The 24,699-nt window shown below is 30.9% G+C and carries 18 protein-coding genes; 15 read left to right on the plus strand and 3 right to left on the minus strand.

Features of this window, described 5'->3' with window-relative positions; translation table 11 throughout:
* The first annotated feature begins 284 nt into the window (after nt 1-284).
* Complete coding sequence (locus AC6BKE_RS07915; RefSeq protein WP_499856374.1) at nt 285-1,700, plus strand: hypothetical protein; 1,416 nt, start codon at nt 285-287, stop codon at nt 1,698-1,700.
* 260 nt (nt 1,701-1,960) lie between these two features.
* Here AC6BKE_RS07915 and AC6BKE_RS07920 read toward each other — a convergent pair whose 3' ends face one another.
* Nucleotides 1,961-2,437: a JAB domain-containing protein gene (locus tag AC6BKE_RS07920; RefSeq protein WP_499856376.1), complete on the minus strand. Its 477-nt coding sequence runs from the start codon at nt 2,435-2,437 to the stop codon at nt 1,961-1,963.
* A 429-nt stretch (nt 2,438-2,866) separates the two neighbouring features.
* Complete coding sequence (locus AC6BKE_RS07925) at nt 2,867-3,208, minus strand: helix-turn-helix domain-containing protein (RefSeq protein ID WP_499856378.1); 342 nt, start codon at nt 3,206-3,208, stop codon at nt 2,867-2,869.
* Between the two features lie 194 nt (nt 3,209-3,402).
* Between AC6BKE_RS07925 and AC6BKE_RS07930 the strand changes: the two genes are divergently transcribed.
* Together AC6BKE_RS07930 and AC6BKE_RS07935 are read left to right on the plus strand one after the other, a co-directional pair.
* On the plus strand, nt 3,403-3,813 hold the full coding sequence (locus AC6BKE_RS07930; protein ID WP_499856380.1) for a hypothetical protein: 411 nt from the start codon (nt 3,403-3,405) through the stop codon (nt 3,811-3,813).
* 33 nt (nt 3,814-3,846) lie between these two features.
* Entirely contained in the window at nt 3,847-5,532 is a 1,686-nt protein-coding gene (locus tag AC6BKE_RS07935) for a rhomboid family intramembrane serine protease (protein WP_499856382.1), read from the plus strand.
* Nucleotides 5,533-5,797: 265 nt separating this feature from the next.
* On the opposite strand, the gene AC6BKE_RS07940 is transcribed toward AC6BKE_RS07935, so the two are convergent.
* Nucleotides 5,798-7,393: a hypothetical protein gene (locus AC6BKE_RS07940; protein ID WP_499856384.1), complete on the minus strand. Its 1,596-nt coding sequence runs from the start codon at nt 7,391-7,393 to the stop codon at nt 5,798-5,800.
* A gap of 755 nt (nt 7,394-8,148) precedes the next feature.
* Here AC6BKE_RS07940 and AC6BKE_RS07945 point away from each other — a divergent pair.
* The 12 genes from AC6BKE_RS07945 to AC6BKE_RS08000 all read left to right on the plus strand — a co-directional run bounded on the left by AC6BKE_RS07945 (nt 8,149) and on the right by AC6BKE_RS08000 (nt 24,692).
* Nucleotides 8,149-9,690: a hypothetical protein gene (locus tag AC6BKE_RS07945; RefSeq protein ID WP_499856386.1), complete on the plus strand. Its 1,542-nt coding sequence runs from the start codon at nt 8,149-8,151 to the stop codon at nt 9,688-9,690.
* 7 nt (nt 9,691-9,697) lie between these two features.
* Entirely contained in the window at nt 9,698-10,345 is a 648-nt protein-coding gene (locus tag AC6BKE_RS07950) for a hypothetical protein (protein WP_499856388.1), read from the plus strand.
* 2 nt (nt 10,346-10,347) lie between these two features.
* The gene (locus AC6BKE_RS07955; RefSeq protein WP_499856390.1) at nt 10,348-12,441 is read left to right on the plus strand and encodes an AAA family ATPase; all 2,094 of its coding nucleotides are present in this window, start codon (nt 10,348-10,350) and stop codon (nt 12,439-12,441) included.
* Between the two features lie 465 nt (nt 12,442-12,906).
* Nucleotides 12,907-13,758, plus strand: a complete 852-nt coding sequence (locus AC6BKE_RS07960; protein ID WP_499856392.1) for a hypothetical protein — start codon at nt 12,907-12,909, stop codon at nt 13,756-13,758.
* 1 nt (nt 13,759) lies between these two features.
* Complete coding sequence (locus AC6BKE_RS07965) at nt 13,760-15,244, plus strand: hypothetical protein (protein ID WP_499856393.1); 1,485 nt, start codon at nt 13,760-13,762, stop codon at nt 15,242-15,244.
* 302 nt (nt 15,245-15,546) lie between these two features.
* Nucleotides 15,547-16,431, plus strand: a complete 885-nt coding sequence (locus AC6BKE_RS07970; RefSeq protein ID WP_499856394.1) for an HNH endonuclease — start codon at nt 15,547-15,549, stop codon at nt 16,429-16,431.
* A 35-nt stretch (nt 16,432-16,466) separates the two neighbouring features.
* Nucleotides 16,467-19,112 (plus strand): DUF8426 domain-containing protein, encoded by a 2,646-nt coding sequence (locus AC6BKE_RS07975; protein ID WP_499856396.1) that lies wholly within the window; start codon nt 16,467-16,469, stop codon nt 19,110-19,112.
* Complete coding sequence (locus AC6BKE_RS07980) at nt 19,105-20,400, plus strand: McrC family protein (RefSeq protein ID WP_499856449.1); 1,296 nt, start codon at nt 19,105-19,107, stop codon at nt 20,398-20,400. The genes AC6BKE_RS07975 and AC6BKE_RS07980 overlap by 8 nt, the downstream gene beginning before the upstream one ends.
* Before the next feature lie 390 nt (nt 20,401-20,790).
* On the plus strand, nt 20,791-22,179 hold the full coding sequence (locus tag AC6BKE_RS07985; protein ID WP_499856398.1) for a reverse transcriptase domain-containing protein: 1,389 nt from the start codon (nt 20,791-20,793) through the stop codon (nt 22,177-22,179).
* A 19-nt stretch (nt 22,180-22,198) separates the two neighbouring features.
* Nucleotides 22,199-23,038, plus strand: coding sequence for a GIY-YIG nuclease family protein (locus tag AC6BKE_RS07990; protein ID WP_499856399.1), 840 nt, complete (start codon nt 22,199-22,201; stop codon nt 23,036-23,038).
* 313 nt (nt 23,039-23,351) lie between these two features.
* Nucleotides 23,352-23,855, plus strand: coding sequence for a hypothetical protein (locus tag AC6BKE_RS07995; RefSeq protein WP_499856400.1), 504 nt, complete (start codon nt 23,352-23,354; stop codon nt 23,853-23,855).
* 450 nt (nt 23,856-24,305) lie between these two features.
* Nucleotides 24,306-24,692 carry a hypothetical protein gene (locus AC6BKE_RS08000; RefSeq protein WP_499856401.1) on the plus strand — a complete coding sequence of 129 codons (387 nt, stop codon included), beginning with the start codon at nt 24,306-24,308 and terminating at the stop codon, nt 24,690-24,692.
* Nucleotides 24,693-24,699: the final 7 nt, after the last annotated feature.

Raw genomic sequence — 24,699 nt, forward strand, 5'->3', positions numbered from 1 at the left:
TTAAACGCGTTTATATATATGATAATCGAATTTTCTTAAATGGAAATATTGGTATATCGGAAAAATAAAATGAGCCTTGGATGCTGTTTCTATTGACATTTCATTTGTTATATGTACAAAGGGTGAATATTTTTTAGTAAACTGACATTTTTTTGTTCCAAAAATTCCACATTCTCTTTAAATATTGATAAAAAGAATGTACTCTATTAATTGAGATAAGGTATAAATTGAATATAAAGCATTTTTTACGGAACAAATGGAACAAATGGAAATGAGGGGATGAAATGAAAGTTGGTAAAAAAGCATATCTTAAAAAGAAAATTTCTAATAGAAAGTTTCAAAGAAAAGGTTATTTAAGTTACGAAAATATTATATTGATAAAACAAATGAAGGAAGCTTATAAGTTTAATATGAGTTTAGTTGATACAGAAGAAAGTATAAAAAACAATTATTCTATTGATGAAATAGAGCAAATATTAGAGATGGATATTGAGGAAGGCTTTAAATGGCATATAAAAAATGAAAAAGATAGCATCGAATTTGAATTGGATATTTTAAATGAAAATATAAATAATAGCTTAGAATTGATTTTGGGAAAAGATTTCAAAAATAGTAAAGGCTTTAAATGTCTACAATACGATGTAGTTCTAGATATACTATTAGACTCTATAGAAGTATTAGATCAGTTAAAGGATTCGGAAAAATTTTATTATTTAAGTTCAGAAAACCTTCAAGAACTTGTAGATATTTTGGATGAGACACAACTAACTAACTATAGCCCATGTGAAATTGAGAGTTACTATAAGGCTATCGAGAATATAGCTGAAGATGCTAGTAAAATTTCATGGAAATTTTCAAAAATGTTAAGTGTTTTTAATTTGACTTTAATTTATAAAACAATAGGACGAAAAAATAGAAGCTATTTGAATTTCGAAAAGGCTAAAGAGGATTTTTTCTTTAGTAATGAAAAGAAATCTTCAAAAAAAATAAAAGAAAGTATAATTAATTATAGAACCCAATATACTGCTTTTTTTAAAATTGTAGATGTATTTGTATCAAGTAAAAACGTTAATCATACCAATGATTCATCTATTGACTCGTCAATACAATACTTAAAAGATACAACAGATTTAAATTTATCACTGAATATATTTGCACTTAATAGATATTCTTCTTTAATTGACCTTATTCTATTGGAGAAGTATTTTTATAAAAACGAAATAAAGAGAAGTAAAAAAAGACTTGAGGTATTAGTACGGACAAGACCAAGTGTTATGAAAGATAAGTATTTTTATATAAGTAATATTAGCAAGTTTAAAGGACTAGGTATAAAGAAGTACCTTTTGAAAAATAAATATAATATTACATTCGCTTCTAATGATATTAATTTATACGATATTTATAATAAAATTTTTGATGGTGTTAAGAAAGGTCTTAATAATTTTCTAATTCGAAATTATCACAATAAGTATGATGATCATTTTAAAAATGCATATATAATAGTAGAACAACTAAGAGCTATTGATCCATATAGGGAATTTTTCATAGAGGAATTTATTAATGAACAAAAATATTTTGATAAACCTGGAAAAATTTTCGAAGGAAGTGATGAGGATTCTAAGAAGAAACGGAAAAGAAAATCAACGAGGTTAGATAATTATATAGGTATTTATAACAATATCAAAAATGCAGATATGTAGTAAAATTATGAAGTTTTGAAAATTTTCTTATGACATAATGAAGAATGGTTTGGAACAATATCATATTCAGAATACAAAAGTTTTAATCAGATACAATTTTCTTATTGAAAAAATAAAACTAGAGTGCTGTTGTAGCACCCTAGCTCTTAAAACTATTCTTTTTTATTTTTTTTAACAGTGTTTTTTAAGACTTCAGTTGCAATAGTAGTGACCAGTGGAATAATAATTTTATTAAACATTTTATTTAACCTCCTTTGAATTTAGATATAACCCGCTTCTTTTAATGATTTAAAAGAGTCAGAACAAATGATTAAATGGTCTAGTAAGTCTACGCCAATAATTTCACAAGCTTTTTTCAAGCGCTCAGTAACCGCGATATCTTCTGGGCTAGGATCGCAAATATCGCTTGGATGATTATGCCCTACAAGAATCGAAGCGGCATTACTTAGTATTGCTGACTTTAGGACTTCACGTGGATGTACGATACTAGAATTAAGACTCCCAATATGAACGGTTTGCAGACAAGTAGGCTGATTTTTCGTATCTAAGCATAATACAATAAAATGCTCTCTATCTGTATCTCCTATATACTGCTGCATTAAAAGATAAGCATCATGTGGCGAACGGATTTTCCGCTCCTTATAAAGTAATGACTTTTCACGAACAAGCTTTACTTGAACGATTTGAACACGTTTTGCAGAAAGGTGTTGAGACGCTGATTTTGTTAAATTCCCCATATGGAATACCTCCTTTGAATGTGAATATCATATTCAAAGAGATAATATATAATTGAAAATAGAAGTTATGCGAATAAGTATCTCAGCTAAGGTGTGTTCAATATGTTGAATTTGACAAGGAATTAAAAGTTTGAGAATGCAGTAATTAATAAGATGCAATGTGAAGATTAATAACTATTTTTATTAAAAAGGAGCTCTATGTATATAGGGCTTCCCGGAGTGTAGCAAACTAAATTTGCAACAAAAATTTATCATTTGTGGGCGCTTAATTTTAGTTTCCTGTTCTTGTGAATTCACGAATGGTTGGAAATAAAAGGTTTTGGAAATCTGAAGAAGATTATATTGATAGTAGTCCAATATAAAAATAATAGACAAAGACGAAAAAATCGACTTTGTCTATAGTCTGAGAAGCTCTGTACATAGGGCTTCTTAGTTTTTTTTCCACTCAACAATTTGCTTTAGTATTTCGTATAACTGTCTTTGCTCACTTATATCTACATCTTGTAGTAATTTAATAATCAAGCGATAAGGTAAATTTTCAGTAGAACTATAGTCAGGTTCAATAACTGAAAAGAACTCTGCAAGATTAATTTCTAATGCATTTGTAATTTGATAAAGGCTAGAGATAGTTAAGTTTTTTTCTCCACGTTCAATTTGACCAATATATGTTGGGTGAACATTAGCTTTAAAAGCAAGCTCTTCTTGACTAAGTTTCTTACTTTTCCTTAACACACGGATGTGTACTCCGACTGATTCCACTAAACTATCCATTCGATCCCTCCTAAGATAACCCTAGTAGGAAGGTTTTACTTGTTCTATATACTATTAATACTTATTGCTCGTTTATATATACTATTGATACTTTTTATGTGTATAATTAAACTATTGATAGAAAAAATTACAAAAACTATGATGGATTAAAGATACTAAATGTTTTTGTATTAGATTTGAAGGGGGGTTATAGTATGACCGTATTGACAGTGATTGCTGGAGTTAAGGGAACAATTGGAATAATACTTGGTTTGCTTGCAGCATATAGCTTAAAGAAAAGTGAGGGAGGATTTAGACTATTAACTTTTTTAATAGTGTTTTCACTTGGAACAGCACTTTCAATTGTAGGTATAATTATTTTCCTTTTAATTATTCGTGATAAAAGTGTTCAATTAAAAAAGTCTTATGTTGTCCCAATTTTAGCTGTAATACTGTGTATGGATTTAACTTTTATTGGCATAACCATAATTAATAAGGAAGTGGAAAAGTATAATCATTCTTACATAGAGTTGTTAAATAATAAATTACCATCCGTAATGAAGTCAGATTTTGTACAAGAAAATAAAAAAATCCAAAATTGGCTAGAGTCATTAGATGAAGAATGATTCATTAATTATATATAATGAGAGGTATTGTACATGGGAGTTTTTGATTTAGAGCTGTTAAAGGATGTAATTAAAAGATCACCTGCTACAACTTTATTTATTTTTTTACTAGTACTATCATTTATAGCCAGTTATATTTGGGGGAATGGGCCAACAGATTTCGAAACAGCTAGACTGTTTGGTTCAATCATACCGCCAGATGCGACAACTGATGGATTAATTCGTACAATTACTTATACATTTCATCAAATAGGTGGCCCAATACATTTATTAATGAACTTAGGGGCAATTTTAGTGACAGGTCCCTTTTTAGAAAGAGTGTATGGTCCAATTAAATACACAGCTTTCTTTTTGGTAACAGGGATGTTTGGTGGTTTATTTGTCCTGATGTTCACGGATGTAAATACAATTGTAGGTGGGACATCTGGTTCAGCGTATGGATTAATGGGATTATATGTAGGTTTAATCTTGAAAAAAGATCCATGGATTGATCAAACAACACGTAATTGGGTATGGAATATGCTATGGGCGAATATGGTGTGGACTTTCTTTATTCCAGGAATATCTATTGCTGGTCATATGGGAGGCTTGATAAGCGGAATTATTATTGCTGCAATTTTTAAAACTCATCAAGAAGTAGTCGAGAATTGGATTACGGATTTTATTAAATCTACAATCACATTTATTGCTATAGTAATTATTACTTGTATACCTAAAATACTTTATTCCAATACTGCTTTACCATTTATTCAAGAAATTCGATATAAAACCGGAAATGAAGTTATGTATTTATCTTCAAATTACTATAGTGACAATTTAATTTATAATCTTGATAGATTGTTAGGAAGGCAAAATCAAAGACAATTTTGGAGCTTTATAAATGGGAGTGTAATAGAAATAATAATATCTATTTTATTGCTCTGGATTATTTTTTTGATTTTAAAGACGTTTGTTACAAGTTGGAAGCTGCGAGGTTTAATAAAGAATGGTTATTACTATAAACAAGCTAGAGAAACTAAATATAATCATACAATTAATCAACTTGAGAATGCTGTCTTTAGAGAGTTTAAAAAGAAAAAAAGTAAAATAGATCATAATACATTAAGGAAAAAAGTTGAATTCGAATTACAAATAATATTTGGAACAGCTTTTCAGAAAACAAAAAATAGTGTTATTCGTATTGTACAGTTTATAGTATTGATATTTTCAAGTTTACTTTTATTTATTTTTATAAGTATGATAAATGACATTAAAAATGAACAACCAATGTTACATGAAGGATATGATCAAAATAAAGATCAATCTATATCTGATAAAATAAGCCATGCTTCAGAAAAGAAAGTCGAAAAAGATAGTACTAAACTGCAAAGTGATCAAAATGAACCGGAGCTATCGGGATTAAATAGAGATTATTTCATTCCAAATGATATGGGAGATTTTATGTTAATTGAATATCCTAATACATCTGCCTATGCTATTTTTAATGATAATTCTTTTACTGATTTAAACATTGAGGTTAGAGCTAGATCAATTTTTATTGCAGGATACTACAATGGGGAGATTATGCCTGGACGTGGCTCTTATCTTGAATTTATATTAATTCCGGAATTTTACAATTATTTTTCAGTAAACCAAATTCTTTATGATGGAGAAATACTTGAAAATCAAAAAGATATTTACTCTATTATAGATTATATTACAACACCTTTAAGTTATTAAAAAGAACCCTAAGAATGAGAGATGATTCTCATTCTTAGGGTTTTGAATTTAATGTAATATATGTTGTATTAAATTTGAAGTGCTTGACTTACTTAAGGCCTTCAGTGTAATGATTCTTATTTCTAATTCATCAATGCCATAATGATAATTCCATGAAGTTTTCCAGTGGAAAATTCAGACCTAAAAAATTTTAAGGCCAAGAAATATATACATTAGTTATTGATAATACATTAAATTGAATTTGAATATAAGAGCTCTTCCTTTGCTAGTGTCTCTGTAAACTCTCAAAATAATGAATTAATATATATATTTCTGGAGAAAAGTAGTCTAGTACAAAGCTAGAATATCCGTTACCCAGGGTCATAATTGTATTTAAATTAGTAAAGTCCATAAATTTATTGTACCTTAAATAATAACCAAAGCATTCTAATTCTTCTGCGCCTATAGCTTGGAGATAATTATGAGTATTAATCCGTTCACTAATATAATTAATAAGATATTGTGGGGCTTTATCAATAGATATTATTTTATTGAAAATATGTTCCAAACTAAATATATCAATTACCCAAGGATAAATATTAGAAGTAGGTTTTAAATATTTATTTAATCTATTTGATAAATTCAAATAATTTTCTAATGTTACACAAGTAATTAATACTTTTTGTGAATCAAAATTTTTAAGGTCAATAATTAATTTTCTTGTACTTTTTGTATCATCATCGTAATAACGAGTACTATTATTTTCTATGTTATTTTTTATGCGTAGACCTTGTTCATATGCCTTTTGTATTGAACTTTTGAAATTCTGGCGCATTCTGTTTTCAGCTCTAGAAACGTCCCTAAATGGTTCTTTTAAATTTTCCGATTTACATTCAAAACATAGTAAATAATCATTATATATTACAATGAAATCTTGTTCGTTACCATTTTCATCAAATAAATTCATAAACACATTTTCTTTTCCAAAAAAATCTATTAATAAGTTATATGTATATTCTTCTAAAAAATCCCCCTTTTTATTTTCCATCAACTTATTCTCTAACATCATATCCCAAAAGTCATTAAATTGATAAAACGATCTTGGGTAATATACTCGGTTATTATACCTAATTCCTAAACTAAATTTTTCTTTATAAAATCTATCTGTAGGATAGCTGTCTATATTTTTTGTTTTATCTTCAAGTTTTGGGAAAAAATATTCTAAGAAATCTCTGTGGTTAATTTTGTTTTTATATAAAAGCTCTAAAAGAATTTTTTCGGAAAAAGTGGTAAAAACAGTTTCGAATTTATATTTCTTATTATCATTTATATCTGCTATGTTTTCATATAAGATACAAATTAACCATCCTTTTATTACATCATAAAAATCAAGATTATGATCTTTTACCATGTCATTAATAACTTCTTTATTCATTAAAAAGCATTTTAAATATTGAAAAGAAGAAATATTAGGATAGTCAAAATGAAATGTATTAAAATTGATATTATAAAAGGATTTTAAGGTGAAATCAGAATCTATTTCCTTTTCTTTTGTTTGTTCGAAAATTATATTGCTATAATAATAATTGATTTTATTTAATTTATCGCTTAAATAATTAATGAGTTTTTCTTTATTCTTAATTTTTTTATACCCAACACTACAGTTTTTTTTATACAAATAAAATAAATTATTTGCTAATTTTGGTGAAGTTATATTTCTATGGTTTTTCATAGAATTGATTGTATTATTAATAATTAAAGAATTTAAGATAAAAAAAACTTCTGTTGGTTTATATTGGTTTAATGTAGAAACAATTTCGTCTAATTCTTGTTCTAATTTAAAATTTTTAATTCCAAAGTATTCTTCAAAATTTAATTCCATTTCATATTACCTCCTAATTAATTATGTAATAGTTAGATAATATCATACTTTTGGTAATATATTCATGTTTTATTACCTTTGCCAAAGTTCAAGGTATTACGAATAGTGATAAGGATGGAAACTTCCATAAGCTCAAAACATCGCACATGTGGAAATGACGGCAGGAGTGGCCAACTACAAGTAGCTTAATGTAGAACAAGGTGTAGTCTTCACGTTTAAGGATACACAAGACAAGTGGGTGCAATGGATTATCAAGGTTAATCGTACTGCAGGTAACATTAAGGGTCTTCAAGAAGGGAACTTCGCACCAAACATGTACCTAACTTGTGCGCAACCCTTGTAATGATGAATAGCATGTTTGAATGCGGTCCGCTAAAATGGCATGTTACATCAAGCTTCCCGGATGTGAAAGCAACACACTAGGCATTTAAAGGAATTGAGGAAGCTGTCAAATAACATTCGTAAGTAAACAACGAATATGATACTGAACAACTTACAAAATAAGACATAGCAAAGGCAGGCTAAGGGACCCTTAGCCTGTTTTTTCCAATGATAATTCTTTTACTAATCTTTACCCCCAATTTTATAACTCGTAGTCAAGTATAATCTATGACCCCTCTAGGCTTGATAAACTATGGGATTAATTCATATATAAACAATTTTTGATTTGAAAAGGAATAGAAGTAATAGTTTGTCTTTGTATGGTAGAATATTTGGGGAAATATATATATTTTAACAGGTGTTGGGTGGAGGAAATGGAAAAAATGTCTACTAACGAACTAATCATTTTCAAAAAGGATACAGATGCTCCTGGTTCTAATAGAGGTTTTGTTTATCAGTATCTAAAAACATTACTGCTTTGGTTGGATAATTATAAAAATAAGAAAGCTATTACTATCTATTGTGAAGTGGACGATGACATCAAGGAAATTAATTTAATGGAACAGACAGTCAGGTTCACCCAATTGAAATGTTATTCATCGGCTTTGAATATAAATAGTGAGGAGATAAAAAAATCTTTTTATAATTATTTTCTCTTGCATTTGATTTACGAAGGGTATGAAGGGGAATATGTATTTGAAACAAACACACATATCTCAAATCGAGATACTGTTATTGAAAAGTGGATGGAACAACAAGGAGACTTAGGTGCAAATCAAGAAATACAAAAACTCTGTATCTCTAAGACAAAGGAAATATTGCTTGAAGTTTTTGTTGATGAAAAAGAGTCTATGGAAAATGCGATTCAAAAGAAGATAGATACACGTCATGAGAAAATTAAAAATGCAACTTCTGAAAGTGGGGAAGTGCTAATTGAAATTGAAAAGCTGAATAAAGAACTTGAGGTTCTTCAGAATCTTTCAATAACTTTTGAGGGCAAAATTGATGATGATAAAATTATGGAAGACTTTACAAATCGGATAACATGGATATTTGAAAGTATAGATGCTGTTCAATCTATTGAAGTGTTAAGAGAACAGGTGCAAGATGCATTAAAATCATTATCGACAAATGAAAGAGTAGATATATATTTCGCTAGATTACTTACGGAGATTAATTTCAAAGCTGTAAAAGAAAAAAGGGAGCAAAGGTTTCTTGATAATAAATTATTAGAAAGAATTCTCAATGAAACAGATGATATTGTTCGCTTAGGTATTGATAAGGAAGTATTAAAAGAGTTTGACATACTTGGGATAAAAATAAATCAAGGATTCTCTGAAGTTAATCATAATATTTCTGAATCTGAAAATCGAATTAGACAAGATATAGATTCTTTGGGAGTACGACTTGAACATCGGCTTCAATCTCCTTCAAGTGATGCAGAGTATCATTTGTTTGAGATGCCGATAGTCGAACCTGAAGAAGTAGAAGAATTTATCAAACAAGAAAATAATGATGAACAAAGTAAGCTAGAGATGAAATTTCATAAAATTTTAGGAATTGATGAAGAGAGCAGAAATAATTTGCTACAGACAGCCACTGAATTGAGATGTAGGTACTTGCTGTATTTACAAAGGCTTGGTTTTCAAAATTTCCATCGAGAGTATGATGAAATTAAAAAACTAGAGAAGAAAGTGGAAGATATTTGTAATGATGCTGTTTTAGAGTTACAAATGGATAATCAAATTACTTCAGCAATTTTTTATCTTAAATTCAAAAAGGAACTTAAATTAGCCTTAGAGGAATTTAATAAACTAGTAAAAATTAAGAAGTTTGTTGTGGACATTGATGTCGTACATGGTCAAATGTTTCATATGGCAGCGAAGTGCTTCTTAAGATGGCATAGGGAAGGGTAAGGGAATTATGGAGAAAAAGGAAAGTTCGACGGAGGATTTTTTTGATATATTAATTAAAAATGAAGTAGTTATGGAAACTTCACCATTAGATGAACAAAAGGATTACATTCAACCTGATGACGATTATGATTTTCATGCCTATAGAATTTTACTTTTGATTCGAATATGCGGCATTATCAATAAACCATTTTTTAGTCACTTCACCATATATGGAAGAGGGAAGTTTTCGTTCTTTGACTTTCTCATCCGGTATCCATTTTATTTAAAACGAGTGATTGATATTGAAAGAAAACCCAAGCTGTTAGATAATTTAAAACTTAAATCATTTGAAACTGAAAGGGCGCTTTCGCCAATGATTAAATATATTCGAGGACCTTGGGACCATCGCTATGATGCAATTTTTAACTATATGGTGAGCAAAAATTTGATTAAAGTTGAATTTAATAATTTCAATAATAGTAAAAAAGCAATGTGCTTAACTTTAACAGAACTTGGAATTCAAATTTCAGATCAAATAATAGAAGAAGAACCTGTTTGGGTAGATAGGATGGAAATAATTAATTCTATCTTTCCTAAAAATGCAACAAACGAAAGAATAGATTCATATATAAGAAAGCATTTTCCATCATTAATACTTGGAATTGAAGGTGAGTAGTAGTGTTTATTGAAGCAGTAAAAATAAGGATTTTAGCTGAGAGCGGTAATAAGTATGGTCGTTACCTTAATTTTTTGGTGGATAACAAAATAAGGGAAGTTAATATGATTTTTGGTAAGAATACCTTGGGGAAATCTACACTTGTTGAAAGTATTGTATATGGCCTAAATGGTGAAGCCATTTATGGAAAGAAGCAAAGAGAAATTATTAATTTTAAATTGTTATTAAAGAAATTTATGGATGAAAAACTTGAACACGCTGAAATCTATTTACAATTACAAAGTAATGGAGAGCGGGTTGTCGTATTAAGAGATGCTATTGAGAATAACGAACCAGTTATTATTTTTAAAAATGTTTCATTAGAAGAACATGATACAGGGATGACATTAGATGATCGTGCAATTTCAAAAGATTTTTATAAAATTAACAAAGATAAAAATGTAGTTGGGAATTTGACATATCAAGAGTTTTTATTTTCTTTTTTAGGTATGGAACCAATTCGCAAAGTAAGCGAAGATTTAGAGCAAGATACTGAAAGTAAAGATGAACGATTAATTTTTTATATTCAAAACTTATTACCCCTTTTTGTTGTACCGCAAGAAGCTTGGACTGATATTCAGGCTACAAATCCAAAGTATGAAATTGCAGATATAAAGAAAACAGCATTTGAATTTTTACTTGCCCTTTCATCTACGGATATTGCAAAGTATAGACATTCATTGGAATTTTATAATTCACAATTAAGACAAAAGATGAATTCTTTAAAAGATTTACAAGAGGTAGTGCAATTATTGTCTCATGTAGAATCAAAACAAATAGATGAAGAGATTATGGATAAAAAAAACGAAGTAATTGGCCTTCAAAAGAACATTTCAGAATTGGAAAAAGGAAATCATGTAGTCGATAATGTCCTAAAAGAAATCCGCTCTAAATATCGTCATATAACCATGGTAGCCAAGAGACATGAAGAATCGATAGAATTACTGGAAGCTGAAATATCCCAATATCAGTATTACATATCCAAAATTGAATCGGATATTGAGAAAAATGATAAGCTTAAAACTGCAAAAAAATTAATTGGAATTTTACCTATTGAGACATGCCCAAGATGTTTAAATGGCATAAAAATTCAGGAAAAAGAAGAACTGACTTCTGGATGTTGTGATTTATGTGGTTCGGAATTAAAAAATGTAAATAATACCGTCCAAACTCTGCAATACCTATTGGATGAACTGAAAGACTTTAAAAGATTAATGGAGAAGAAGGAATATGCAAAAAAAGAAATAGCAAACAAATTGTTCTTAGCTCGTTTGGAATTAAAAGAGTTGAGAAAAACAATGGACAGTTATGAAAATCAACTAAAACCGCAAAGTATGGAACAATATAATTTCTTTTCAAGAGAAGTTGGACGAATAGAAAATAGCATCAAAGAACTAGAGAAAGATAAAGAAGTTTTGAGAAAGTACGAAAATATTGCTAATGAAAAAGATAAAATCGCTACTAAAATTAAAGAATTGAAAAAGAGTATTAAAGATGCAAAAGCAAGTGAGGATTTAGATAAAGAAAAGCTTGAAACTTTTGAAAAGGAATTCAAGGATATTCTCTTTAAATTAGATTTTCTAAAAGACGGTTTTGATACTTCTAAAGTAGATAATTTAGATAAGTCTATAAAGGAAAAAGGAAAAAAGGATAAGGATATATCCGTTATAACTCGAATATACGAACAAATAAAGATAGATAGAGAAGACTATTATCCAAAAATTGATGGAGTCAACCTGTATAATATTACTTCAAGCAGCGGGTTAATAAGAATTATTTTATCTTATTATTTGGCTTTATTGAAGACTGGTTTAATATATTATAATTCCACAAATCATCCATACCTATTAATATTAGATGAACCAAGACAGCAAAATTTAGATTTGGATACGTTCAACCAATTTTTAAATGAATTATACCTATTAAAAAAAGAATACCCTAAACAATTACAAATAATTGTAGCTTCCTCAGAAGAAGGAAATATAAAAGAAGAAGATATTAGGTTGAATTTAAACAAAGTAGATAATAAATTAATTAAAGAGATTATTGAAGCTTAAATTGAGATGTGAAGTAAATTAAAGTCATTAATAAGAATGTAAGTTGAGATATATTATCAAGAAAAGTTACGTTTAAATTGATTCAGTATTATATATATGGAGTATGTATTTTTATATTTCGTAAAATTTTAATTTAGTTTTACGGTATTTCTTAAGCAGACATGTATCAATTGTATGCGTATGCCAAAAAGAACAATACGAATAAAATTGCTCTCTAATCTATCCGAAAACAGAGGTGTTTTCTGGGGATTGTCATTGGATTGAAAATAGTTTAATGGAATTAGTTGATTACTATGGAGTGTAAGTTAAGAAGCTGCTTGATATTATTTAAGCAGCCTTTTTTGTACTTAAATTATCTATTCAATAAATTGTTAATTACAAGAAAAATAAAATTTGATTCGAAAGACCTTTGATATTCCTAAATTAGTGGTAAAATAATATTAATTTATACATCGAGGTGAATGTATGCTTAATAGTTCTTTAAAAAAAGAAGCCGTTGAAAAGTTAAAAAAAGAGGTTACTGATTATGAAAATGGACAAAAAAATGTACAAAAAGCGGCGTTGAATTTACATAATTCACGTACATCGACATTAGAGGTAATTGAAAATGTAGAACGCTATATAAATTCAATTGCTAATACACCAAAAGAATTTGACAAGGAATTCGACGCGATTCGCATTAATATTGCAAGCTTTAAAGCATTAAGCGAAATTACGTATGATGAAAAATTAATGATAAAAATTGCAGGTGGAGGTACGGCAGCAGGTGTAGCGGCTGGCGTAGCAACAGCTGCATTTGCACCAACTGCAGCCATGGCAATAGCTACAACTTTTGGAACAGCTTCGACAGGTGCGGCAATTTCAGGATTATCGGGTGCAGCGGCAACAAATGCTGCGTTAGCTTGGCTTGGTGGTGGTGCGCTAGCTGCAGGTGGTGGTGGTATGGCCGCGGGTAACACATTATTAGCATTAGCTGGTCCAATTGGTTGGGGAATTGGTGCAGTAAGTCTAGTAGCAGGTGGCGTATTTGCAAGTAAAAAAAATAAAGAGGCTGCGATAAAAGCGGATAAAGAAAGATTAGAAATTTCAAAAGAGCATCGTAAAATTGATGCGATTCAATATGAAATTGTTGAATTAACTTCTACGACAAAAAAATTAATGAATGAATTATATAAAATGATTACAAATTTCACGAACTCTGCACAAGGTATTACTTCATTCCAACAATATTCTTCAGATCAACGACAAGAGTTAATTGCCATAATTAACAACACATCTTCTTTATCTAAATTATTTACGAAGGAAATAGGAAAATAATATGACAGTGTGGAAGGATCAAGTTATTGCAGCTGGTGTCGATGGATTTAATGTTTGGAAAAGTCAATCGATTGCAAAACAGCTAGATTCAATTGTCAGCGATTCGTTAAAAGAAAAACAAATTCAAAATGAAAACTTTGAAAAAGCGTTGCATCAATTTGCGAAAATGCGTCAGTTTTTAAATTCTCCAGAAAATATTTTAGGTTCTCAAAAGACAAAGCATGGTGAGATTGCTGAAAACTTTGAGGTTCATATTCGGAACGCTAAAGCAGCTTTAAACGGTCAATCAGATGTTGCAACTTTTGAAGGTGTAGGAAGAACAGCGCCAGAAGATTTTATTTTGAACGGTGTAAAAGCACAGTCGAAATTCATTAATGGAGCGAATAATTCATTGTCTAGTGTGCTAGAGCATTTTGATAAATACCAAGATAAGGCGATGGATTATGTAATTCCTAAAGATCAATACGATATCATTCAAGCTTTGCGTAGTGGTCAGAACCCAACGGATTTAAGTGAAAAGTCCATTAGATCGATTCTACAAAAAGTAGATGAGATTGAACATCAAACAGGGCGTTCATTTGATGATGTTGTAAAACAATCGATTTCGAAATATGACGAAGTACAAACTGGAAGAGCACACGAAACTCTTCAAAAAAACCAAGAACAAACGGTCAATGAAAATCATCAAAAAATAAATAAAATAGATAAAGAGGCTGAGCAAAAAAGAGAAGCAGTACAAGCAAATGCTGTCCCTTCATTAAAAGAGGGAATGAAGGTTGCGGGTACTGCCGCAGCAATAAGTACAGCTGTAAGCGCCTGTATAAACATTTATTCAAAAGTTAAATCTGGTACGAAGTTATCCGATTTTACAGCTAATGACTGGAAAGAGGTTGGACTACAGTCAGGAAAAGCTGGAGCAAAAGCAAGTGCTACAGCTGGTTCAATTTATGCTTTGACAAATTTAACGTCGTTGTCGGCTCCGTTTGCGGGGGCAGTTACGAGTGCTGCGATGGGAGTTACTTCGCTTTTAGTAGATCATCAAAAAGGTCAAATTGATTTAGATGAAGTCGTAACGCAAGGTCAAATTTTATGTTTAGAAGCCGGTATTGCAGCAATTGGTGGCGCAATCGGTCAAACGCTTATCCCAATACCGGTACTCGGAGCGATTATCGGTACAGTAACGACTAATTTCGTTTGGGGTATCGCAAAAGGGAAACTTGGTCAAAAAGAAGCTGCATTAAAGCATCTTATGGATGAGTATATGGCAGGATTACTAGCAAAAGTAGATAATGTGTATCATGAAATAATCCAAAAAATAGATGCAATGTATGAACGGTTTAACACATTAATTGATGCTGCATTTGACTTCAATGCGAATAAAGCAACATTAGCTGCAGCTTCGATTCAACTAGCACAAGAAGTCGGTGTTGAAGAGTATAAAATTTTAAAAAATGAAGCTGATTTAGAGGCTTTCTTCTTAAACTAAATTTGATATGGCATTAAAAATGTTGTTTTTGTAATAAGGAAAATAATGCTGAGTAAGTTATAACTAGCACAATTATAAATGAAAAAGCTGCTTGATTTGTTTGAGCAGCTTTTTGTTATGAGTGCAATTTATTTATAGTAAGTGGATTTTATATGCTGTTAGAATTCTGAAAGACTGCACTATAGCTAAATTTTGCGCTTCACAATTAGCAGCTTTTTCACCGGACAGCATAGTTCAATGTTTTCCATCATAGTACAATGAATTTAATAATAAAAATAAATAATATTGTGGGAGGTTATTCCATGACAGGGACACGTCTATTAGCATTAAATGAAGTTGTAAATAATCAGCAGCTTTGTGAGGTGTTTTTATGTGCGCCACAGGGAGGAATGCGTAAGTCGAATCGTACTAATACGTTGACCCTTATTTCAGATAAGACGAAGCTTTATGATGACAAGGTTGTTGATGATATTTATCATTACACAGGTATGGGCCAGAGTGGTGATCAGAAGATGAGTGGTCAAAATTTGACATTAGCAGAATCAGATAGTAATGGAGTTGAGATTCATTTTTTTGAGGTAATGAAGCCAAGAGAATATACATATCGCGGACAAGTAGAGCTTGCAGGTGAGCCATATCAGGATCACCAAAAGGATCAAGACGGTAGACACCGCCTTGTATGGATTTTCCCACTGCGCTTAAAAGATAGTAAAGCGAAGTTTACGAAACTATCATCGGCTACAGATGATAAGCAAGAGCTACAAGTAGAATTTAAAGAAATTCAGGAAGTTGAAAACTTACCCATATCACAAACTGAAAAAGAAAGGGTGATCAAATCACGTATAGGCCAGGGAAAGTTTAAAAAGTTACTGCTTGAACGCGCATGCAAATGTGCATTATGTGGTGTAACAGATCCGCGCGTTCTAATTGCGAGTCATATTAAACCATGGAGCGCTTCAACAAATGAGGAGCGACTTGATGTGAATAATGGATTATTATTTTGCCCGAATCATGATGCTTTGTTCGATAAGCATTTAATTTCGTTTGATTTAAATGGAAAGATTGTGATATCTCAATCATTAGATGAAACAGCTCGAGTATTTTTGAATGTAAATGATGAGTTGCGAGTTAAGTTAAATGAAAAGCAGTTGAGTTATATGGGGGGGCATTACCAAAATTTAATTTGATACAAGTATTAATACAATTAAAGTAGGTGTTTAATATGAATTTAACCGTAAATCAAGCAGTTTGGTTAGCTGCTGCAATGATGACTTATGAACGGTTTAAAAATAATGAAGTAAAATCTATGGCAGATATAGCGCTTGTACAAGCAGATATTCAAAAGAGAGCACAAAGTTTAACGAATAATAATGTGGATAGTGCAAGAATTTCACAGCATTTTAATGGGGATCATCAAAGTAATACTCAGAATTATTTTAGAACGATGAATGAAAATAACAGAAGGCTAAGCTATCCAGGTGAGTTTAATGGGGAAAAAGAGAGACCCGATTTAAACATTCAAGATTCATTGACATTATCAAGCGGTAAAACAATCTCAGTAGAGCAATTAGTTAATTTTGTTGAAACGGAGTACCTTGCCTTCTTTCATAATATTGATTCGGCTGAAGTTGTCCCTGCAATTGATTTCAAAAAAATACTAACACATTTAAGTACTTATGCAAATCACAATTATAAAAACCCTCATCAATTAGACGAATCGGAAAAGCAACTTTACTTGGCGATATATGAAAGCGGTTCTTCAGCAGTTATAGAGTTAGATAGATTTTCAGATGCCGTAGCTAGAAAGTATGATCTACTTAATAAAAGCAAAACAAGTTTTCATGTTCCACAAAAAGTGACAACTGTACGCTCTTATTTATGGAATCAACTAGTAACTAAAGAGTTTAAAGATTATCCCTCTAGCATATCCATATTCGCAGAGAAAAAGAACGATATTGTTAGATTTCGATTGGCCATTGAGTTAGATGTGAAACATGCAAGTACGGACGATTTTCATCGGCATCATCAATTTTTAACTTTACCAATAATCTTAGATCCTGCTAAATATTTTTATTATGTGACTTCTAAAGACAATAGTGAGATGGATATATATGATCAATCCGCTAAGCAAATAAAAGAAAAAATAGAAGCTGGTGAGTACAAAAGGGTTCAACTTTGTTATGCCTTAACAAACGAAGACATTATTAATAACGGATGGAATAGTAAGAAGATCTTTGAGGATTTAATCGAAGCGATTGGTCAATTATTACCTTATTATAACAAAGCAATGACGGATAATGGGCAAATCGGAGGGAGTAATACTATGTATGCTAAAAATAATATATTATACGGTCCACCTGGTACGGGGAAAACGTATAAAGTCATAGAGAAGGCTGTAAATATTATTGATCCAAACTTTTTAAATAGTAAACCTACACGAAACGACTATGAAAAAGCGTATCGTACATATTTTGAAAATAAACAAATTCAATTTTGCACGTTCCATCAGTCGTTTAGTTATGAAGATTTTGTAGAAGGACTTCGTAGTGATATTGAAAAAGAAGGGGCACCATTTACACCTCAAAATGGGGTGTTCAAAGAAATTTGTGAATTAGCGAAGAGCCGTTATCAACTTTCCAATTCTTCATCGACTGATTTCGCTCAAAGTAATATTTATAAAATTTCGTTAGGTAAAGCAAATAGTATTGAAGGCGAAAAAATTTATCGTTATTGTATTGACAATAAACTAATTGCACTTGGTCATGGGAGTGGAATTGATTTTACAGATAAAAATAATTTCACAGAAGTTTCAGATGTTTTCGCAGAGTATGTAGATGATACGAGCAATAGTGTCATCAAGATGGTAAATAACTTTAAAAATGACTTACAAATTGGAGATATTGTGATTGTGTCAAAAGGAAATTTAAAGTTTAGAGCGATTGCAAGAGTGACTGGTGACTATTACTACGATGAGGAAAATGATATACCTTGCAATCATTTTAGAGAAGTTGAATGGCTATTTATTAGCAAAAATGAGGAAGAAGCTGAACACATTTTTAATACAACATATACAGATTCAACAAGATTTTCACAACAATCGATTTATCCATTTGGTGAAGATCAATTAAATCTAGATGCTATTAAAAACTTTATTACTCCAAATGAAAACGGTGAAGAAGAACGATTTGTACTAATAATAGATGAGATAAACCGCGGTAACATTTCTAAAATTTTCGGAGAGCTCATTACTTTAATTGAAGAAGATAAACGATATGACGTAGAGGCTGACGGTACTATTAAGGGGTTAGAAGTTACATTACCATACTCAAAAGATAAGTTCTCTGTTCCGAAAAATGTTTATATACTTGGTACGATGAATACAGCGGATCGTTCAATCTCATTAATGGATACGGCTTTACGTAGAAGATTTGATTTTGAAGAAATGTTACCTGAACCTAACGTGTTATCAGAAGTAGATGGAATCGATGTTCAACAATTATTACTAAAAATAAATCAAAGAATTGAATATTTATATGATCGCGATCATCAAATCGGACATGCCTTTTTCATTGGCAAAGAAACTTCGGACGAATTGATTGAAGTGATGCAGCGAAAAGTAATCCCATTATTACAAGAGTATTTTTATGATGATTGGGAAAAAATCGAATTAGTATTGGGTGGGGCAGCTAAATCTGAAAGTGATAAAAATGACTACTTCTTATTTAAACAGACATTGAATGCTAATGATTTATTTAATAAAACGTCTAAAATTCAATCAAAAAAGGTAATATATTCAGTTGTTAAAGCGCCTTCTGAACAAGCATTACTAAATATTTATGAAGATGACCGTGTTGCTACAGATGAGTGATGTAAAAGTAATTCGAGTGAAAGAAAGTTTCGATTGGATTGAAATTGTTGAGGATAACGATAATGGTCGCTATTTAAAAGGTAATACAATTACAGAAACGCAATTGCAGCACATTAAGCGAAAATGGATCGAATTAGGGTTAGATCATAAATCGATTTTATGGGGCGATAAAAAGTTCAAATTCATCAACTACGTTGGCTATGTACAAGTAGAGGATGTAGCAATCGAAATTTTACCAAAAATATCTCCTCAAAATGATTTGCAGCAAATGCGTAATGCTTTAATCGAAATGATCAATACATGTTATGAGCTAGATATACTAGTGGATTATACATCCAATGAATTAGAACAGGGGGATTTAAAAGAGATTTTAGCAAGGTATTTTGCGAATACGCTATTAAAAGAACTTCATCGTGGTATCTTACAAGAATATCGGTTAATTGAAGAAAATGCGACTTCATTAAAAGGGCAATTACTAGTGGCGCAGCATATTCGAAATAATGTGCTAAATAATAAACCATACCAAGTCGCAGTAAGTTATGAAGAGCGTGTAGATAATCACATTTTAAATCAAGTATTAAAAATTGTAACCGTCTCCCTGATCAAAACGGTTCGTAGTTTTGAAACGAAAAAGCAGTTGCAGCAAATAGATCACTTATTAGATTCAGTTGAACAGCGTACATTTACAAAACATCAATTGAACGAAATTCGTATTAATCGAACAAATAAGCGTTTCGAAAAATCATTTAAATTAGCGAAGCAATTTTTGCTAAACGAGACAAATACGATGCAATACAATGATTTTACAAACACATTTATCATCCTATTTAAAATGAACGATTTATTTGAAGCATATATTGCTATTCTATTAGAGGAAATAGTAGATAGACCAGTTTATGTACAAGACCAAAGACACCGGTTATTTAAAAATGAAAAATCGAATCGTGATATATTCCAATTAAAACCGGATGTAGTAATTGGAGATAAAAATCAAATTATCATTGATACAAAGTGGAAACAAATTTTCGCGAAAGAAGAAGTGAATCGCTCTGGTGTTAAACGCGAAGACATGTTTCAAATGTACGCATATTTAACGAGGTATAAACATGTTAGCAGAGGCATTTTACTATATCCAAAAACAGTAGAGCAAAAAGACGATGATTTATTTTTACAATCGTGGAAATTAGAAGGACAAGATACACTGTTACGTGTATATGCAGTCTCGTTAATAGATCGAGAAACAACGGAGAGAGAGTTATTACAGATATTAAGTGATATCTCTTGTTGAGCTTTGTGGATCATTCGTGCCCATCACATAGAAGCATAAATACTTAGGGGGTATTAATTGGTAACCATAGTAGGTATATAGTTACGGTAAATTTACAAAATTTATTTTGTGAGCTATAATTAGAATGTCTCCAAAATTGGTTGTGAGAGCAATTAGTTTCGATGTTGAGCAAGTTTCTGAACGTTCATAAACTCACTCAACCACCAGATGTCGAGGATCAAAGCTACTACTGCTTGGCCTTCCACATTGAATAAACTAATCACGGTTAGAATTACCTCCTTATGGTAATGATACCAGAGGTTAAGAGTACTCTTTTAGAGTGCAAGCGGTCAAAGGCTCTTCCCCATAAAAGGGTGAACCCGCCAAAATTATGCTAGGAGGCTGATCTATTTGAATAGAAGTAATGGGCCGCGACGATTACATGGCCTTTCTAGCTCTTCTAAAAATAAATGGGCAAAATATAAAATGAAAAAATATCTACACTTCGATAAACGTGTAGATATTCAAAAAGATGAGCGTATGCAAGCGAACATTCAAGATCCTTCTTGGGTGGCTTCATATGCTTTTTTGCCGTCTATTCATTTTGAAATGGTTTTTAAGAAATACATAACTGTAAAAAATGAAAAAGGTGAAAAATCTAAGAAGCCAGAAAGGAAGCCACGTGAAATTTATTATGCTGCTCACAAAGATAATCACATTTATAAATATTACGGAGACTTGCTGAACAATGCGTATAACGATTTTGCATTTGAGAATGGCATTGATGATATAGCCGTTGCTTATCGAAATAATAAGCGCGGTAAAAATAATATTGATTTCGCTTATGAGGTGTTTGATTTTCTTTTGCAACAAGATCAAGTAATAGTTATAGCTATAGACTTTACCAGCTTTTTTGATAATATCGACCATAAATCACTCAAGCAGAAAATTAAACGTGTATTAAATGTAGAAGAATTGCCGAAAGATTGGTACAAAATTTATAAAAATATCACTCGTTATTCATATGTAGAGAAAGAGGATATTGAAGAATTTTTACTTGATAAGTACGGTAAAAAGAAACTGAAAAAAATCCGGTCTCGATTGCCTCAAATTATGAACCCAGCTGAATTTAGGCAATTTAAACAAGGGAAAATTGAAGTGAATGAGAAATCGTTTGGTATACCTCAAGGATCTAGCATGAGTGCTGTTTGCTCTAATGTGCATTTGATTGATTTCGATAAAGAAGTACTTGAATGGGCTAAACAAAAGCATCCTGAAGCTTTGTATAGAAGGTATTGTGATGACCTTATACTAGTTATACCTACAGCTAATGCCACAGCAGAATTACTTTATGAGTGGAAAAACGAACTAATGGCACAAATTGAGAGTTATAAAGAAGATGGTCTAATTATTCAAGAGAAGAAAACGGAGCTGCGCTTTTATAGAGATAAGACAATTTATAATGAAAGTATAGAAATTAGCCCTTTAGATTATTTAGGCTTTGTTATAGATAAGAATATTATTCAGATTCGCGAGAAAAGTTTATTTAAATATTATTCCCGCGCATATAAGAAAGCTAAAACGAGTAAGCGAATAGCTTATAAGACAAGCCGGCCGGGTCCTAAAAGAAAGTTATACGATTTATATACACATCTAGGTCACAAATATATGGGCTATGGAAACTTTAATGCTTATACGAAAAAAGCACACAAATTAATGAAAGAATTATCATGTAAATCGCATATTCGAAAGCAAACAAAGAGGCATTGGGCAAAGATACATAAGAGGTTGAAGGATTAATACTTAAGGAGAGAAGCAAATGACTTTCGGTAAAACAATCAAATTGTTTTTAATAGATGGAGATCCGAGTGGACGTTTAACTTGCGAGTTGTCAAATTGGACAGGCTTAGCGTATCGAATTCCTCGTACTGAAGTGAAGAAGTGCGCGGATCGTCTAAATTTAAATTCGACAGGTGTGTACATGCTATTTGGCCGCAATGATGATGATAAAGAGGCTGTATACATAGGTGAAGCAGAAGAAGTCTATAAGCGATTACAGGATCATTTACGAGAAAAGGATTTTTGGAATGAAGTCATAGTATTTATCAGTAAAGACGAGAATTTAAATAAAGCTCATATTAAATATATTGAAAATAAGCTATATGAAAAAGCGAAAGCGACTAATCGCTATTTCGTAATGAACGGTAACATTCCTCCAATACCATCAATATCAGAACCAGATCGCGCGGAAATGGATGAATATATAAGTAATCTTATGATGATGGTGAATACGCTAGGACATAAGCTATTCGAAGAGATTAAAGATAGTACAGAGATCAATGAAAATGAAATTTTCTATATTGAAGCTGCTCGTGGTGCAAAAGCAAAAGGGGTCCAGACACAAGAAGGTTTTGTTGTATTAAAGGGATCTAAAATTGCTACTGATTATGTAAATTCCTATGGAGAGCGTTCAATTGCCAAGAGAAATGAGCTAATACAGTCAGAAAAAATAGCTTTCATTAATAATGAATTTATTGTGATGGAAGATCTGTTGTTTTCGAGTCCTTCGGCAGCAGCTGATATTGTCATGGGGCGAAGTGCAAATGGATTGACGGAGTGGAAGGATAGTAATAGAAGGAGTTTGAAAGATTTGGTTTAATCGACCATGAGAAGCGTCATTATAGGTTGGAGTGAATGATGAAAAAAATCAAACGTTTTTTATACTTTAAAGAAATGAATTCTAGTGACTTGCTTTTTGTTTTTTACTAATCCTAGCGCCTATATTTATAATAATAAGTCCTTTACAGACGACAGTAATAATCATAATTACGACATTAATACTTTATGGAGTATGCCTACTTGTTAATCGATTAATTCTGGAAACTAGTCAGGAACGTTACGACAGTTTGCCTAAGGATTATAAATATTATGTAGCATTAATTATTTTTACGCTCATTGGATGTTGCGTCTTTATGTTAGCTGTAGCGAATAATTTAAATGAAATGAGTGAGTATTTTAAATTTGTAGTAGTGATGTTTGCAGTAACTTTACTCGCGTATCTTTATTCTATTCTAATAATTTTAAAGGCAATCATTACATATATGTATTATTGGGTACTAAAAAAGTTCTTTATTAATGAGGATTTAACTGAAGAATCTTTTATTTGCAGGGATGTTTTATCTCAGTACATTACTTTCAATGATCAAATTAAATTCTTTAATACAGTGATTGTAAATTTGATTTTTTACTTTGGTTTAGTTGCATATATGTTTTTATGGATTGTGACACTTATAAAAAGTGATGAAGCGATAATAAAAGCTTTAGTAGACTTTGCTGATAAATATAGTATTGCTAGTTTTGGAAATACTGTCGGATTGATTTCATTAATAATAACAATTTACACAGTAACGTATTCAATCCAGGGGAGGATTTATGAAAAGGCTGTAGCGGCATATAAAGAAAAAGTTGGTGGTTAAGTTGAAAGATGGATAAAGCTGTTTCAACGGAATTGACCACGACAATTGCATAGCCTTGCTAGCTCTTCTACAATAATTTGATCAAAATATAAAATGAAAACCTATTTGCACTTTGATGAGCAAATAAAAATAGAGCATATGAAAGCTAAAAATCCAAGATTCTACTTGGGTAGCTTCAGATGCTTTTTTTACCGTAAGAGCATTTTTACTGAAACAATACTTGATATAATCACGTATAATAGTACTAACATCGATCAAAGGAGCTAACTTATATGGGCTACCAATCCGAAGCACAATTAGAAGTGAATACGGAAGCACCGATACATCGTCTATTTAGACATGTTTCGGTGCTTATTTTTATTCTCAGAAATATAGGGAGGGGGGAGTATAGAGTTAGTAAGAAAGTTAATAGAGATTAATCAGTTATATATATTTGAAGGATGTGGATTTGTGATTAAAAAATTACTATCAATTATTAAATTTAATGATAAACAAGTTCCTGAAAAAGAAGGTTATGTTTTAATCCATCGTTATTCTAATGGGGGATTTAAATGTAAACCAATGAAGTCTGACGTTTATAAATATGGAGAAAGCTTTATTGATATTGTGATAACAGACTTAGAATTGAAAAATGGGGAAATTAATAATGAAAAGATAAAATCTACAATATATATGGAACAAAAATGGAGTGGATGTTTCTGCTTTTTTGATATTGATACGACACATCTTCTAGATGATGTGCTATCTATGAGAGCGTTAGACAAAATGAATTTTGCCTATTTTCCTAATAACAGGAGGGCTCCTCGGGTGGTAATAGGATATCAGTATAAATGTTAGCTTAAGG

This window comes from Lysinibacillus sp. COL-1, from assembly GCF_059814265.1.